The following is a 13370-nucleotide window of genomic DNA, read 5'->3' on the forward strand; positions in this document are numbered from 1 at the left end:
GTTTCCTTAGTAGCTCTCAAAGACTTTTGTCGCGGTGCAAAAGAGTGCACCGCGCTTTTTTATTTCAGGATCGGAGGGTTCTCGGGATCGCTACCGGGCACAGGCCGCGCAAGGTCACGGGCTTCGGGTTGCGGCAGGTCGAACCGCAATCCAACCTTCGCCAGAGACGCGGCAGCGGGGGCTTCGGGTGCAAAAAAACCGACATCCATCGCTCCGGCTTCGATCCCGGAAAAGGTCAGCGCCTCGGACGCAGCCTTGGCCAGCGCCGATTGCGCCCCGTCCACGGCCCCGACAAAGCCTAGCAAGTGGCCCGAAGCCCCGGTTTCGGATTTGGTGCCGACCAGATAGGCCGCCTGCGCCAGACCAACCGCAGTCGAGAGCTTCGTATCCAACGCGCGCAACAGGGTCTCCGGTAGGCCGGTCGGAGGCAAAAACTCGGCCAGTTTCTGTTCGACCTCATCCGGCGCATGTTCCAGCGTTGTCGCCAGCCAGCCCAGCGCCTCGGACGGGATCAGCATCGAGGATGGCGCGACCTCGAGGTTCAGGCCCAGACCGATCCCCTGCCCTGCCAACATTGAAGACAGGATACGCCCCGAAAGCGCCGCATAAGGAACGGGACGTCCGGCGAACTGCGCCAACCGATCCTCGCGATCAAAGGCCAGTACAAAGCGGCCATCGGCCACGTCGAACAGCTCGGGTGAGATATTCTCGCCCTGCGCCTCTTTGGTCAGCATCAGGAACAGCTCACTATCGGCCAGCCGCTCAAAAAAGCGCAGCCGGGCGGCATCGTCCTGCGGAGCAGTTTCCATCGCGGTATGCGCTGTGTCCAGCGCCGTTGCTTCAGTCATTCAGAACCTCTTGCACCCGTGCCCGCAAGGCCGGCAGCAGGTCGGTCTCGAACCACGGGTTTTTCTTGATCCATGCCGTATTGCGCCAGGACGGATGAGGCAAGGCAAAGATGTGCGGCGCGTGGTCCCGCCAATTGCGGACGGTCTCGGTGACTGAACTGCGCACTCCAAGATGGTACTTATGTGCGTGCCCCCCGACCAACACTGTCAGAGGTACCGAACCAAGCGCCTTAACGACTCGATCATGCCAGGTTTTGCGGCACAAAGTGGGCGGCGGAAGATCCGCTTTGCGGTCGTCATATCCAGGAAAGCAAAAGGCCATGGGCACAATGGAAAGACGATCCCGATTGTAAAACACCCCCTCGTCGATCCCCAACCAATCCCGCAAGCGATCCCCTGACGGGTCTGTAAAAGGCCGCCCCGACTCATGTACCCGTGCGCCCGGAGCCTGCCCTGCAACCAGGATCGGAGTGCCAGCGCGGAACCAGACGACAGGACGCGGCGCGTGCTGCGTCGCGGTTTGCGCGAAGGCATCCGCACACAGCCGACAGGCCGAGATTTCCTTTTGCAGATCACTCATAGCCGCTGTCTTGCCCCGAAATCGTGAGAATCAAAGGATGATAGCCACCCTCGAACTTGCCGCCAAAACATCTTTTCGTGTCGATGTTTGCCACGATGTGATCTGCACTTTGCGAAGGTGCATTGATCATTTGTTTCATAATTCGACATAATGTAGCCAACATGAAACGATAGACTTCGCATCCAAACGCTCGCCAAAAAGAGCGATCAAACCAAAGGATTGAGCAGCAGGCCAAGCATGCTTGAGTTCGAAAATGTCAGTAAATCCTTCTGGACGGGGACGCGCCGCAAGGTGATCCTCGACCGGGCTTCGTTCCGGGTCGAACTCGGGACGTCGCTGGGTGTGCTTGCGCCGAATGGGACGGGAAAAACCACTCTGATCAATATGATGGCAGGTTTGGAAAAGCCCGATGAAGGGGTCATCCGGCGTGAGTGCAAGGTGTCTTTCCCGATGGGGTTTACCGGTGGTGTCTCCTCGAAGATGTCTGCATTGGAGAACGCACGCTATATTGCCAAAATCTACGGTATGGACCCCGACTATGTCGAAGCCTACTGCAGCTGGCTGTGCGGTCTGGGCGAGTATTTCAACCAACCTCTCGCCACCTATTCGTCGGGCATGAAGGCCAGATTCACCTTTGCACTGATGCTGGCACTGGACTTCGACATGTACCTGATTGATGAGGGCATGCCCGCGTCCACGGATGTGGAATTCAACCATAAGGCCGGCGCAATCTTGCAGGAAAGGCTACGCACGACAACGCTGGTCATCGTATCGCACAGCCCCGCAACGCTGGAAAAATTCGTGAAACAGGCGGCCGTTTTGGTCGACGGCCAGCTGCGCATGTTTGAAACCTTGGAAGAGGCAAAGCAGTTATATGACTACGAAACCCAAGGTTAGAAAATACAACTGGCGCCACAAGGCGCAATCAGACACCTCGCCCGAGGCCCGCTCGGACGCCATGGCGCGCATCCGCAGCGCAACGCAGGCCTCGTCAGGCGAAACGCAGCCCGGGACCGAGCTGGACGATATCAAGCGCGAGGGCCTGACCGGTCGGCAATTGCGTATCGCCCGGCGTCTGGCCAGCAAACACGGACTGGCCGCGACCTCGGACTATGACGCGGTACGCCTGCTACGCAAGAAGGGCATTGATCCATTCCGGCGCAGCAATCTGCTGGAGCTTGCCTCGGCCAATGCTTCGGCGAAAACGGAGAGTGACGAAACGGCACCCGTCCAGTTGCCGCAACCGGTGAGCGAGGCTCCTCAGACCCTACCCGGACCTGAGATGAGCCCGGCCGAGCGGCGCGATCGCGAAATCGGTCAGATCCAGAAGGACATCGCGCTCCGCCGAAAAAAGAAACTGGCGGCATTGTTCGCGCGGCTTGCGGTGTTCGTCTTTCTGCCCACTTTTGTAGTTGGCTACTATTTCTATCGCGAGGCAACGCCGATGTATGCCAGCGATTCGGCCTTTTCGATCCTGCAAGCGGACGGCGGTGGCGGAACAATTGGCGGCCTGTTGAGCGGAACCCAATATGCAACCGCGCAGGATTCGGTTTCCACCCAGGAGTTTCTCGAATCCAAGGACGCATTAGAGCGTCTGGAACGCGACATGGGCTTTTCCCAAATCTTCAAGCAGGAATGGATCGACCCGATCCAGAGGCTGCCTCAGGACGCCAGTCTGGAAGACACCCACAAGCTTTACAAACGTATGGTGACCATCGGATATGACCCAAGCGACGGGATTGTTCGGATGGAAGTCGCAGCCCCCGAACCTGAAATCGCCGTAGAACTATCGCAACGCCTGATCTCTTATGCAGAGGAGCGGATTAACAGCCTGTCCGGCCTTAAGCGCGAGGATCAGATGCGCGACGCGCGCGAAGGGTTCGAGGCGGCCCAATCAGAGCGGCGTAAGGCGCAGGAGGCACTAATCGAGTTGCAGCTGCAGGGTGCTTTGCTGGACCCTGAAAACGTCATCGCCGGTCTACGCGGTCGGATCAATGAGATCGAGGTTGCCATTCAGGATAAAGAGCTGGAACTGGCTGCCCTGCAGGACAATCGCCGCCCAAACCAGGCCAAGGTCGACGGGGTCAGTGCCGATATCGCCCGCCTGGAAGTTGTCCTAGCCGAGTTGAACGCCGAAATGCTGGATGCATCCGCAGGCGAAAACTCGCTGGCGCGGTTGAGCGTCCGAATCCAGATGGCGCAGGCTGATCTGGCAGCGCGTGACATGATGCTGCAAACGGCAATGCAACAAATGGAAACCACACGGTCCGAGGCGAACCGCAAAGTGCGGTATCTGACGGTCTCGGTGAACCCCGTTGAAGCGCAGGATCCGACCTATCCCCGAAAGTTCGAAAATACGATTTTGGCTTTCCTGTTGTTTGCTGGTATCTACCTGATGATCTCGCTTACCGCGTCGGTCCTTCGTGAACAGGTATCCTCGTAAGACACATGAAACATGTAAAAATCTCCGACCTGACGGTCGGCAATGACCTTCCGCTGACCATCATTGCCGGCCCCTGCCAGCTTGAGACGGCAGACCATGCCCAGATGATCGCGGGCGCCATGAAAGAAGCCTGCGACGCGGCCGGGGCTCAGTATGTATTCAAGGCATCCTATGACAAGGCGAACCGAACCTCTTTGTCCGGCAAGCGCGGCATGGGGATTGATGCAGGGCTGAAGGTTCTGGATGACATCCGCAGCACCATGGGCATTCCGGTGCTGACCGATGTCCACACCGAAGCCCAATGCGCCATCGCGGCCGACGCCGTTGATATTCTGCAGATCCCAGCTTTTCTGTGCCGCCAGACCGATATGCTTTTGGCGGCGGGCGAAACTGGGAAGGCCGTGAATGTCAAAAAAGGCCAGTTTCTCGCCCCTTGGGAAATGGGCAACATCGTCGACAAGATTGAAAGCACCGGCAACCAGAACATTCTGCTGACAGAGCGCGGAACCTCGTTCGGATACAACACTCTGGTGGCCGATATGCGGGGCCTGCCGCAAATGGCGAAGACGGGCTATCCGGTCGTGATGGACGCGACGCATTCGGTGCAACAGCCGGGTGGCAAGGGTGGCTCCTCGGGTGGGCAGCGCGAGTTTGCGCCGGTGATGGCGCGCGCCGCGGTGTCGCTGGGGATAGGAGCAGTGTTCATTGAAACTCATCAGGACCCAGACACAGCACCGTCTGATGGCCCCAACATGATCCCGTTGGATCAGATGCCTCATCTTGTTGACACATTGATGCGTTTTGATGCGCTGGCAAAAGCGAACCCGATTCAGATTTGACGATTGAGACCTGTAATGACCAAACCTATTCCCGAGGTGACCCCAAACACCTGGAGCTTTCTGCGCGACCCGATGATCAAACCCACCGGGTTCCGCGAATATGATGCACGCTGGAAATACCCTGATGAGATCAACCTGCCGGGCATGACCGCCCTTGGTCTGGGGATCGGTACTCAGATGCACAAACGCGGCATCGCGCCGGTCATTGCGGTCGGAAATGACTACCGCGACTATTCTCTGGCCATAAAAAATGCGCTGATCCTTGGCCTAATGCAGGCCGGTATTCAGGTGAAGGACATCGGCCCTGCCCTCAGCCCAATGGCCTATTTCGCGCAATTCCATCTGGATGTTCCGGCGGTGGCGATGGTCACCGCCAGCCACAACCCAAACGGCTGGACCGGGGTTAAAATGGGTTTCGACCGCCCGCTGACCCACGGCCCGGATGAGATGTCCGAACTACGTGACATCGTACTGAATGGCCAGACTGTGGCGCGCGAAGGCGGCTCGTACGAATTCGTCGAAGGCGTGAAAGAGGCCTATATCGACGATCTGGTCGGCGATTTCAAAATGTCCCGCCCGCTCAAGGTGGTGTGCGCCACGGGTAATGGCACTGCCGCTGCCTTTGCACCCGAGATTTTTGAGCGGATCGGTGTTGAAGTTGTGCCCAGTCACAACGAACTCGACTACACGTTCCCGAACTACAACCCGAACCCCGAAGCCATGGAGATGTTGCATGACATGGCGGATGCGGTGAAATCCAGCGGTGCCGATCTGGCCTTGGGATTTGACGGCGACGGCGATCGCTGCGGTGTGGTTGATGATGAGGGCGAAGAGATCTTTGCCGACAAGGTCGGTGTCATCATGGCGCGTGATCTGGCCAAGCTGCATCCCGGCGCGACCTTCGTGGCCGACGTAAAATCAACCGGCCTGTTTGCCAGCGACCCGGAACTTCAGGCCCTTGGCGTCAAGGCAGATTACTGGAAAACCGGCCACAGCCATATGAAACGCCGGGTCAAAGAGATCGGAGCCCTCGCAGGGTTTGAGAAATCCGGCCACTACTTCCTCGCCGAGCCTGTTGGGCGCGGATATGACTGCGGGATGCGCGTTGCGGTGGAAATCTGCAAATTGATGGACCGCAACCCGGGTCAGAGCATGTCCGACCTGCGCAAGGCCCTGCCCAAGACGTGGTCCACCCCGACCATGTCGCCCTACGCGGCGGATACCGAGAAATACGATATCCTGCAGCGCCTCGTGGACAAGCTGGTCGCCAAGGCCGACGCAGGCAATAGCTTCGCGGGCCGCGCGATCAAAGAGGTCGTCACCGTCAACGGTGCACGTGTCATTCTGGATAATGGCAGCTGGGGCCTAGTGCGAGCCTCGTCAAACACCCCCAATCTGGTGGTTGTCTGCGAAAGCAGCGAAAGCGAAGCAGAGATGCGGGCGATTTTTGCCGACATCGATTCTGTCATCCGGACCGAGCCGGGTGTCGGCGACTACGACCAAACGATCTAAAAGAAAGGGGCGCCGATGCGCGCCCCGATCAATCCCCTCCGAACAGCTTGAGCAAGCCTTTCTTGGCTTCCTCCTCTAGCTTGTCCTTCAGCACGTCCTCGATTTGATCAGTGTCTGTGATGGTCGAGTCCAGCTCTGACCCGACCTTTTCCAAAACCTTAGTTTTGGCGTCGTTCTCCAGATCTTTCAGCTTCCCTTCTGCCGCTGCCTCGATGACCTTTGTCAGGTCCGGACGGATCGAAGGGTCGTTCCACGGGCCGACAATACGCACAGGCACAGCGATGCCTTCGCCTGAGTTGGCGCGCAATGCGACCGGCGTGAACAGATAGTCGATATCGCGCGCGCCGATCCCGACGCGTCCCGCGCCATCCGCCCTGAAATTGTCCAGCGACATGAGGAGGTCGTTATTCGTCAGATTGCCGCCATCCATGGTGAAACTGGCCGTCAGACTGTTGAACACCGTGGTCCCTCCGGAGCCTTCGCCGCGCCCCATCAGCCGGTTCAGGTCGAAGCCGGAGATCACGCCTTTCCCGACCGCAATATCGCCCTTCCCGGACAGCGACCGCATGATCGCGTCTTCGGTTTGTCCCACGCCCAGAAACTCCAGCGAGGCCGAGGCCGTTCCCGTCAGCCGTTCGACCCCTCCGAGCGTTGACAGGGCCTGCTGTACGTCGATTCCTTCAGCCTTGAAGTTTCCGCCGACGGACAGGCCGTTGCGATTATTGGCCACCACCTGACCATTCAATTGCCCGGAAAACAGGGTCGCAGGTTGCATTTTCAGAACCGCGCGCGACCGGTCGAGGTTGAGCGTCAGGTCGCTTTGTCCAAGCGTCATGTCCGGCACGGCGATGGAGGACGCGGTGAGTCGAATCGAGCCATTCGCCAAACCCAGCGCCGACGCGTCGATGGGTGTCGTCGACCATCCGTCGCTGGCAGGGGCCCCTCCACCTCCGGATCCTGTATCGACGGTGTCTGCAAAGGTTGAAAAATCCAAATCCCCCGCCCGCAACCGGGCTGTGATCTGCGGAGGGTCTGAAATCACGATATCGGCCTCGCCATCAAACCGGTTGTGATCCAACACGGCGGTCATGTCTCGCAAAGAGATGCGACCGTCCCGCGTGTAAGTCATCTGCCCCGACACGTCTGCCACACGCCCCAGACCATTGGGCACCGACACACCCGCCTGCCCGAACGCGGCCAGCATGGCGTCGGTATTGCTGGTCTTGACTTCGGTCTTGCCGTCCATCTCTCCTTCGATGGTGGCCCGCCCGTTGAAGGCGATACGCCCGCCCGGCACTGTCATCGAAAGCACCAGAGGTGCCGCGCCGCCCGAGGCAAAGGCTGGAAGATCAGGCAGTTTCAGATTTACCTGAACAGTGCCACCGGGCACGGCCATATTAGCCTCCATGATCATCGGGGCCGAGACATCCGGCCATTGCGCCGAGAGGTTTACGTCCCGGAAATTCCACTTGGTCGCGCCGTTTTCGACAAAGATCAGGCGCGCGTTGCTGAGTTCCAGCCGGTCGAGCGTGATCGGTTGCGTCGCCTGAGGCGCGGGCGCTGTTCCTCCACCTGTCGTGGCGGCCGTAGTTGCGGTCAGCTCCCAATTTCCGCGCCCGTTGGCATATTCCAGCCGCAGAACCGGGCTGTCGGCAAAGACCCGTTTGATCCGGATCTCGCCGGCCCACAGCGCCGCCGCATCCACACCGAAAGACAGGCTTTCAGCGCTCAGCATCGGCTCAGACCCCGCCCAATCAGCGTTGCCGAAGGTGACCGGCCCGGTTTCGAGGCCCAGAACGGGCCAGAATGAGATCGACACATCGCCCGAGAAGGTCAGCTCACGCCCCGTTTCCGCCTTGACCTGTTCAGCCAGAAGCGCCCCCAGCTTGTCGCCGGGCATCAACAAAAGCGCGCCCACGACAAGGCCCACAACGGCCACCAAGATGAACAGGGTACGTATCAGCCATTTCATCGAACTGCTCTCCGCCTTTTTTGGCTTGTGTTTTTGGTATCATTCAAACCCACGGCTGCATTTGCAAGGGGAACCAATCCAAACTATATGCGGCCGCATGAGTAGCAATCCGCCAAACCTCCGCCCCGACCTTGCCCCGTCTGCCCGGATCACCGACACGCCGCGTTCAGGCCAGCCGACCATTGGTATGGTCTCATTGGGCTGCCCCAAAGCGCTGGTAGACAGCGAGCGCATCCTGACCAGGCTGCGCGCCGAAGGGTACGGCATTTCACCCGATTATTCCGGGGCCGATGCCGTGATTGTGAACACCTGCGGGTTTCTGGACAGCGCCAAGGCCGAATCTCTGGACGCCATCGGCGAGGCTCTGGTCGAAAACGGCAAGGTCATCGTTACTGGCTGTCTGGGGGCAGAGCCGGACTATATCCGGGAACACCACCCGCGCATCATGGCGGTCACCGGCCCGCATCAATACGAGCAGGTTCTAGACGCAGTTCATGTGGCGGTGCCGCATGATCCGGACCCATTCGTGGACCTGTTGCCCGCCAGCTCGGTGCAGCTGACTCCGCGGCATTATAGCTATCTCAAGATCTCGGAGGGCTGTAACCACAAGTGCAAGTTCTGCATCATCCCCGACATGCGCGGCAAGCTCGTCAGCCGTCCGGCCCATGCGGTGCTGCGCGAGGCCGAAAAGCTGGTCGACAACGGCGTGCGCGAGTTGCTAGTGATCAGTCAGGATACCTCGGCCTATGGGTTGGACCGGAAATACGATGTGAACCCGTGGAAGGACCGCGAGGTGCGCAGCCATATCACCGATCTGGCGCGCGAATTGGGGCAGCTCGATGCCTGGATTCGGCTACACTATGTCTACCCCTACCCGCATGTGCGCGAGTTGATCCCGCTGATGGCAGATGCGGGCTGCAACGTGCTGCCCTATCTGGATATCCCCTTTCAGCATGCGCACCCGGATGTGCTGAAGCGCATGGCCCGTCCGGCCGCAGCCGCCAAAACACTCGATGAGATCAAAGCCTGGCGCGAGATCTGCCCGGACATCACTCTGCGCTCGACCTTTATCGTCGGCTATCCGGGCGAGACCGAGGCTGAATTCCAGACCCTGCTGGACTGGATGGACGAAGCGCAATTGGATCGTGTTGGCTGTTTTCAGTACGAAAACGTTGATGGCGCGCGCTCGAACGATCTGCCCGATCATGTGGCCCCTGAGGTCAAGCAGGACCGATGGGACCGTTTCATGGAGAAAGCGCAGGCGATCTCTGAAGCCAAACTGGAAGCCAAGGTCGGTCAGACCCTCCAGGTCATCGTGGATGAGGTCGATGACGAGGCCGCCACCTGCCGAACCAAGGCCGACGCGCCCGAGATTGACGGCAACCTTTTCATTGATGAGGGGTTCGAAACCCTCAAACCCGGAGACCTCGTTACGGTCGAGGTCGATGAAGCGGGTGAGTATGACTTGTGGGGCAAACGGGTTTGAACACCCCTAACCCTAAGATCTGACAACTACAAATAAGCTGGGGCAAGCGTGAGCCGAGTTTATTGGCGCTTGCCCGCCAAAGCCGCGATGCTGAACTCGACACGGGTTGGAGGGTTTCATGTTTCGGTTTCCGAAGATTTCATCGCATTTCAAATTGCTGGCGGTGGCGGCCATGATGCTGGCGCCTCCGGTCGCGGCGCAGCACGCGCATAGCGGCGCGGTCACGATCTTGTCAGTCGGTGGCAACAAGCTGGTGATTTACACGCGCAGCAAACACTTTGTTCACTGGCATCACGCGGCTCCGGTCCTCAAACACAAGGTCAAACTGGGCAAGCGTGTCCTGCATCCGCGTCGTAAACTGGTTCTCAAGCATCACAGGCCGCGGCATCTGAAACACAGATCATTTGGTCTGCGCCACAGGATACATCGCAGGTTTCGCTGAGCGCTCCACGGCGTTTCAAGCGTAGCTTAAGGCGGTCTAGATCAGGCCGATCAGCGCTACGGCCCAGGCAATCCCAGCGGCAATCGCTGTCAATGCAACAGCTGCGCTCGCAGCATCTTTGGCCTGTCCCGCCAGCGGATGATGGTCGGTCGAGGTATAGTCGACCGCCCGCTCGATGGCCGTGTTGAACAGCTCGGCCACGAGCACGAGGACGCCCATGACAAGGATCAACGCACGCTCGGCCCCGCTGATCGGCAGCCACACCGCAAGCACCGCCGAGATCAGGTTGGCATAGCCCCAGACGCGAAAAGAATACTCATCCCGCCAGGTGGCGACCAATCCTTGCCAGCTCCATTTGGTGCGGTCCTTTAGGCGGGAAAAGAAATTGAGCATGGGTCCTCGGGCGATTGCTTTCGTGCCGTTCTGAAGGGTTGGCAAGCGCAGTGCAATGGGCAAGAAAAAACCGCCCCAAGGGCGGCATCCACTTCGTTTGATGTGCAGACGGCCCGCATTGGGGCCGCCTGCAAAACCTTTATTGTATCGGGTCACAGACAGTCTGGCCTGCTTCGGTTGTTGCCAGCTGATACCCGCCCGGGCAGCTTGGTGTGCCAGCTTTATCATAGCTCGGCTGAACGTATACTGGGGTCGGTTCTTCCTGCTGCGCACAAGCAGTCAGGATCAGAGCAAACGCACCAACGGCGGCAAACTTCAGTTTCATGTCCATCATTCCTTTATTACTTTGCTGATATTGCCCAATTTTCGGGGCCACGACCAGAATACGGGCTGACAAGCAATCTGGCAACAGAATCAATCACAAAACCGTGAAACGCAGCGATTCCATGCCAGCATGACCAGCAAATTGCGACCTACTCGCCAAGACAGGCTACCTTTTTCGAAACATAACCCTAGACTTTTTTCAGACATCAGCCAAAGGACGGAGTAGCCAAATGTCTCAATCCCCGATCATCGCCCAAGACTCGCCCATTCCCGTCGAGGTCGAAGAAGGGAAAAGCTATTTCTGGTGCTCCTGCGGCCAGTCTAAGCGGCAACCTTTCTGCGATGGCTCCCACAAAGGCAGCACGTTCGAGCCAGTCAAATACACCGCTGAGGCCAGCAAAAAGGTGTTCTTCTGTGGGTGTAAACATACGTCCAAGCAACCCCTGTGCGACGGGTCGCATTCCAAGCTCTGAAAGGCATTTCAGGTCCTGAGACTTCAGGCCTGTTCTGTTTGCGCGGCCTTGAGCGCGGCAAATTTCGCCCGATTCGGACAGGTCTGCGGTGCGTCTGTGCCCGCGGCCTGCCGATCCATCCATTCGGGGCAATCCTGCGCAGATGAGCACCCCCGGCAGAACTGGATCATCTCGGCCCATTCCTCTTGGCTGAGCTTACCGGACCGATGCGCATGAACAAGGTCTGCACCGGTTGTCTGCCCCATGCGCAGGACCAGACGGAAATGGGTCATGATGTTTCCCAGATGCGGCATCCCACTAACCCGCTCTAGGGCATCAGTTTGTGCAGCAAGTCTCGGTTGCGGCAATATTCAGGGGTCCGGCCTAGAGACGATGCTTGAGCCAGCAGCGTTTGGCAATTGTCGGGATTAGGGCAATCGGTGCAGCGCAGTACTGCGTCTGAAAGCTGGTCCATAGACACATCGCCCCGGATAGTGGCTTCCTCCAGATCGACATCCAGCATGTTTGCCATGTCGTCCACCAAACCGGCATGCAATCGCAGTGATTTCAGGCTGGGCATGTTGCGTCCTTTCCCTGTCGCGCTGGCAAACAGGGTAGCAAGCATGGACCATAGGACTTTGATTCAGGTCAAATTGGGGCGCTGATCCGGTCCAGATAGGTGCGCGTGGCGTCCTGAACACGACGAAAGCGGTCTCCGCCCAGTTTCTTGCCGCCATACCAGCGGGTGACGATGATCACGTGATTGCGCAGCCCCTCACGCTCCAACATACGTAGGATCACCATGCCAGCGCCGCTTTCGCCATCATCGGCCTTTAGCCCGCCAGTCGGCAAAACCGCCGCCCATGTATTATGCGTGGCCTTGGCATAGCTTTTGTCCGAACGCAGCGCGTCCAGCACCGCATCAATCTTGGCCCGCGATTCGACATGCGCGCCCGAGACCGCGTATTTCGAGCCCCGATCCGTCAGGACGACCCCCATCCGAAACACGTCCGTCATTGGGTCAATCCAAGCTGCCGGGCCGTTTCCTGAACGATCTGCACGCGCTGCGCGTTGGGCGGATGTGTGCTGAGGAACTTGTCAGCGGGATCCGGAATGCGGTCGAAATACTTGGCACCGACCAGAGGGTTATATCCGGCATTATAGGTAATGATGGTACCCAGTTGATCGGCCTCAAGCTCGAAGGTCTGGACATAGGCCTGCACACCCACTTTAGCACCCAGTTTCTGCGCCTCTTCAATCTCGGCGTCGCTGCCGCCGCGAAGCCGCGCCAAGTCTCCGAATTTCGCGGCACTGGCGCTGGCGTTTTCGCTTTGACGGGCGATATGACTCAGAACGTGATGCGCCGTCTCATGGCCCATGACAAAGGCCAGCTCATCCGCGTTCTGGGCAGACTGGATCATCGAGCGGGTAAAAATGATCACCGGCTGGTTTTTGTCGTCCAGTGTTTGAAACGCATTGGCCGGAGCCTTGGGGTTCAAGTCTACCAGAATCCGGAAGTCGCAGTTCTGCCCTTTTGAGGTACGCAGACATTGCGCGCGTGCTTCGTCACCGATTGCCTGGCTCACCTCACGGAAGGTCTCAACCGTCACGGGCGCGTCCGAGGCCTCCCACTCGGCGACGGATTGCTCACGCAGGGTTTCTGCGCTGCATGCCGCCAGAAACAGTGCAATCACCAGAAGAATGAGTCGACGCATCACGTTTCCTTCAAGCGGTCAGGCCTTAAGGGGAACATAGCGCGCGCGTGACGGCACGACCATACCCGGATCGCGCCCAAACGACTTGCATTGCGAGGCGGTCGCGCGCACTCTGAACTCATGTTTTCGATTGAGCATGAATTCGACTCGACGGTGATTACTCTGGTGGATGAAGGCGACAAGCCTTTGAACGAGGACGTTGTCATCAACAGCTTCGCGGAATGCGTGACACTGGAGCAATTTGATCCCCGCACCGGTGAGGTCCAGAAAATAACGCTGTCGCCTGAACAGGTGCGTGATCTGGCAGCCGCGCTGGACCTGCCCGAAGGCGTCTATCAGATTCGCGAAACGCAGGATTAAGACC

At 58.7% G+C, this 13370-nt stretch carries 17 protein-coding genes; 8 read left to right on the forward strand and 9 right to left on the reverse strand.

All coding sequences use genetic code 11. The features are described 5' to 3' along the window. Nucleotides 1-59: 59 nt before the first annotated feature. On the reverse strand, nucleotides 60-848 hold the full coding sequence (locus ACR0NO_RS03635) for an SseB family protein (RefSeq protein WP_480723010.1): 789 nt from the start codon (nucleotides 846-848) through the stop codon (nucleotides 60-62). After that, on the reverse strand, nucleotides 841-1428 hold the full coding sequence (locus ACR0NO_RS03640; protein WP_480723011.1) for a uracil-DNA glycosylase family protein: 588 nt from the start codon (nucleotides 1426-1428) through the stop codon (nucleotides 841-843). Before ACR0NO_RS03640 ends, ACR0NO_RS03635 begins: the two co-directional genes overlap by 8 nt. 237 nt (nucleotides 1429-1665) lie before the next feature. Between ACR0NO_RS03640 and ACR0NO_RS03645 the strand changes: the two genes are divergently transcribed. Genes ACR0NO_RS03645 through ACR0NO_RS03660 form a run of 4 tightly spaced genes read left to right on the forward strand, consistent with a single transcriptional unit; the run spans nucleotide 1666 to nucleotide 6222 of the window. Next, complete coding sequence (locus tag ACR0NO_RS03645; protein ID WP_170460627.1) at nucleotides 1666-2325, forward strand: ATP-binding cassette domain-containing protein; 660 nt, start codon at nucleotides 1666-1668, stop codon at nucleotides 2323-2325. Then, nucleotides 2303-3871: a capsule biosynthesis protein gene (locus tag ACR0NO_RS03650; protein ID WP_170555819.1), complete on the forward strand. Its 1569-nt coding sequence runs from the start codon at nucleotides 2303-2305 to the stop codon at nucleotides 3869-3871. The genes ACR0NO_RS03645 and ACR0NO_RS03650 overlap by 23 nt, the downstream gene beginning before the upstream one ends. Nucleotides 3872-3876: 5 nt before the next feature. Beyond that, a complete protein-coding gene (gene kdsA / locus ACR0NO_RS03655) occupies nucleotides 3877-4710 on the forward strand; it encodes a 3-deoxy-8-phosphooctulonate synthase (protein WP_170643115.1) in 834 nt (277 codons plus the stop codon). 15 nt (nucleotides 4711-4725) lie between these two features. Then, entirely contained in the window at nucleotides 4726-6222 is a 1497-nt protein-coding gene (locus ACR0NO_RS03660; protein ID WP_480723012.1) for a phosphomannomutase/phosphoglucomutase, read from the forward strand. Nucleotides 6223-6250: 28 nt separating this feature from the next. On the opposite strand, the gene ACR0NO_RS03665 is transcribed toward ACR0NO_RS03660, so the two are convergent. Beyond that, complete coding sequence (locus ACR0NO_RS03665) at nucleotides 6251-8194, reverse strand: AsmA family protein (protein WP_480723013.1); 1944 nt, start codon at nucleotides 8192-8194, stop codon at nucleotides 6251-6253. Between the two features lie 97 nt (nucleotides 8195-8291). Here ACR0NO_RS03665 and rimO point away from each other — a divergent pair, with 97 nt between their 5' ends. Both rimO and ACR0NO_RS03675 read left to right on the forward strand, forming a co-directional pair. Beyond that, entirely contained in the window at nucleotides 8292-9680 is a 1389-nt protein-coding gene (rimO, locus tag ACR0NO_RS03670) for a 30S ribosomal protein S12 methylthiotransferase RimO (protein ID WP_480723014.1), read from the forward strand. A gap of 118 nt (nucleotides 9681-9798) precedes the next feature. Continuing rightward, nucleotides 9799-10122 carry a hypothetical protein gene (locus tag ACR0NO_RS03675; RefSeq protein ID WP_480723015.1) on the forward strand — a complete coding sequence of 108 codons (324 nt, stop codon included), beginning with the start codon at nucleotides 9799-9801 and terminating at the stop codon, nucleotides 10120-10122. Nucleotides 10123-10158: 36 nt separating this feature from the next. Here ACR0NO_RS03675 and ACR0NO_RS03680 read toward each other — a convergent pair whose 3' ends face one another. Together ACR0NO_RS03680 and ACR0NO_RS03685 are read right to left on the reverse strand one after the other, a co-directional pair. Then, entirely contained in the window at nucleotides 10159-10515 is a 357-nt protein-coding gene (locus ACR0NO_RS03680) for a diacylglycerol kinase (RefSeq protein WP_170689273.1), read from the reverse strand. A 139-nt stretch (nucleotides 10516-10654) separates the two neighbouring features. Then, nucleotides 10655-10840 carry a hypothetical protein gene (locus ACR0NO_RS03685; protein WP_425085163.1) on the reverse strand — a complete coding sequence of 62 codons (186 nt, stop codon included), beginning with the start codon at nucleotides 10838-10840 and terminating at the stop codon, nucleotides 10655-10657. 229 nt (nucleotides 10841-11069) lie between these two features. Here ACR0NO_RS03685 and ACR0NO_RS03690 point away from each other — a divergent pair, with 229 nt between their 5' ends. Then, nucleotides 11070-11312: a CDGSH iron-sulfur domain-containing protein gene (locus ACR0NO_RS03690; RefSeq protein ID WP_170689272.1), complete on the forward strand. Its 243-nt coding sequence runs from the start codon at nucleotides 11070-11072 to the stop codon at nucleotides 11310-11312. 23 nt (nucleotides 11313-11335) lie between these two features. On the opposite strand, the gene ACR0NO_RS03695 is transcribed toward ACR0NO_RS03690, so the two are convergent. The 4 genes from ACR0NO_RS03695 to ACR0NO_RS03710 all read right to left on the reverse strand — a co-directional run bounded on the left by ACR0NO_RS03695 (nucleotide 11336) and on the right by ACR0NO_RS03710 (nucleotide 13006). Further along, nucleotides 11336-11605: a DUF6455 family protein gene (locus ACR0NO_RS03695; RefSeq protein ID WP_170468240.1), complete on the reverse strand. Its 270-nt coding sequence runs from the start codon at nucleotides 11603-11605 to the stop codon at nucleotides 11336-11338. 14 nt (nucleotides 11606-11619) lie between these two features. After that, nucleotides 11620-11871 carry a DUF6455 family protein gene (locus ACR0NO_RS03700; protein ID WP_170374740.1) on the reverse strand — a complete coding sequence of 84 codons (252 nt, stop codon included), beginning with the start codon at nucleotides 11869-11871 and terminating at the stop codon, nucleotides 11620-11622. A 68-nt stretch (nucleotides 11872-11939) separates the two neighbouring features. Continuing rightward, nucleotides 11940-12308, reverse strand: a complete 369-nt coding sequence (locus ACR0NO_RS03705; protein ID WP_480723016.1) for a YigZ family protein — start codon at nucleotides 12306-12308, stop codon at nucleotides 11940-11942. Next, nucleotides 12305-13006 carry a M48 family metallopeptidase gene (locus ACR0NO_RS03710; RefSeq protein ID WP_480723017.1) on the reverse strand — a complete coding sequence of 234 codons (702 nt, stop codon included), beginning with the start codon at nucleotides 13004-13006 and terminating at the stop codon, nucleotides 12305-12307. The genes ACR0NO_RS03705 and ACR0NO_RS03710 overlap by 4 nt, the downstream gene beginning before the upstream one ends. Before the next feature lie 120 nt (nucleotides 13007-13126). Between ACR0NO_RS03710 and ACR0NO_RS03715 the strand changes: the two genes are divergently transcribed. Next, on the forward strand, nucleotides 13127-13366 hold the full coding sequence (locus tag ACR0NO_RS03715; RefSeq protein WP_170460576.1) for a hypothetical protein: 240 nt from the start codon (nucleotides 13127-13129) through the stop codon (nucleotides 13364-13366). The last annotated feature ends 4 nt before the right edge of the window (nucleotides 13367-13370 follow it).

It is taken from the genome of Ruegeria sp. CL3, from assembly GCF_056536505.1.

Excerpts from the sequence above, each read along its gene's own strand:
- ACR0NO_RS03635 (WP_480723010.1), bottom strand. The coding sequence starts at position 848 with ATGACTGAAGCAACGGCGCTGGACACAGCGCATACCGCGATGGAAACT.
- ACR0NO_RS03640 (WP_480723011.1), bottom strand. The coding sequence starts at position 1,428 with ATGAGTGATCTGCAAAAGGAAATCTCGGCCTGTCGGCTGTGTGCGGAT.
- ACR0NO_RS03645 (WP_170460627.1), top strand. The coding sequence starts at position 1,666 with ATGCTTGAGTTCGAAAATGTCAGTAAATCCTTCTGGACGGGGACGCGC.
- ACR0NO_RS03650 (WP_170555819.1), top strand. The coding sequence starts at position 2,303 with ATGACTACGAAACCCAAGGTTAGAAAATACAACTGGCGCCACAAGGCG.
- kdsA (WP_170643115.1), top strand. The coding sequence starts at position 3,877 with ATGAAACATGTAAAAATCTCCGACCTGACGGTCGGCAATGACCTTCCG.
- ACR0NO_RS03660 (WP_480723012.1), top strand. The coding sequence starts at position 4,726 with ATGACCAAACCTATTCCCGAGGTGACCCCAAACACCTGGAGCTTTCTG.
- ACR0NO_RS03665 (WP_480723013.1), bottom strand. The coding sequence starts at position 8,194 with ATGAAATGGCTGATACGTACCCTGTTCATCTTGGTGGCCGTTGTGGGC.
- rimO (WP_480723014.1), top strand. The coding sequence starts at position 8,292 with ATGAGTAGCAATCCGCCAAACCTCCGCCCCGACCTTGCCCCGTCTGCC.
- ACR0NO_RS03675 (WP_480723015.1), top strand. The coding sequence starts at position 9,799 with ATGTTTCGGTTTCCGAAGATTTCATCGCATTTCAAATTGCTGGCGGTG.
- ACR0NO_RS03680 (WP_170689273.1), bottom strand. The coding sequence starts at position 10,515 with ATGCTCAATTTCTTTTCCCGCCTAAAGGACCGCACCAAATGGAGCTGG.
- ACR0NO_RS03685 (WP_425085163.1), bottom strand. The coding sequence starts at position 10,840 with ATGAAACTGAAGTTTGCCGCCGTTGGTGCGTTTGCTCTGATCCTGACT.
- ACR0NO_RS03690 (WP_170689272.1), top strand. The coding sequence starts at position 11,070 with ATGTCTCAATCCCCGATCATCGCCCAAGACTCGCCCATTCCCGTCGAG.
- ACR0NO_RS03695 (WP_170468240.1), bottom strand. The coding sequence starts at position 11,605 with ATGCCGCATCTGGGAAACATCATGACCCATTTCCGTCTGGTCCTGCGC.
- ACR0NO_RS03700 (WP_170374740.1), bottom strand. The coding sequence starts at position 11,871 with ATGCCCAGCCTGAAATCACTGCGATTGCATGCCGGTTTGGTGGACGAC.
- ACR0NO_RS03705 (WP_480723016.1), bottom strand. The coding sequence starts at position 12,308 with ATGACGGACGTGTTTCGGATGGGGGTCGTCCTGACGGATCGGGGCTCG.
- ACR0NO_RS03710 (WP_480723017.1), bottom strand. The coding sequence starts at position 13,006 with ATGCGTCGACTCATTCTTCTGGTGATTGCACTGTTTCTGGCGGCATGC.
- ACR0NO_RS03715 (WP_170460576.1), top strand. The coding sequence starts at position 13,127 with ATGTTTTCGATTGAGCATGAATTCGACTCGACGGTGATTACTCTGGTG.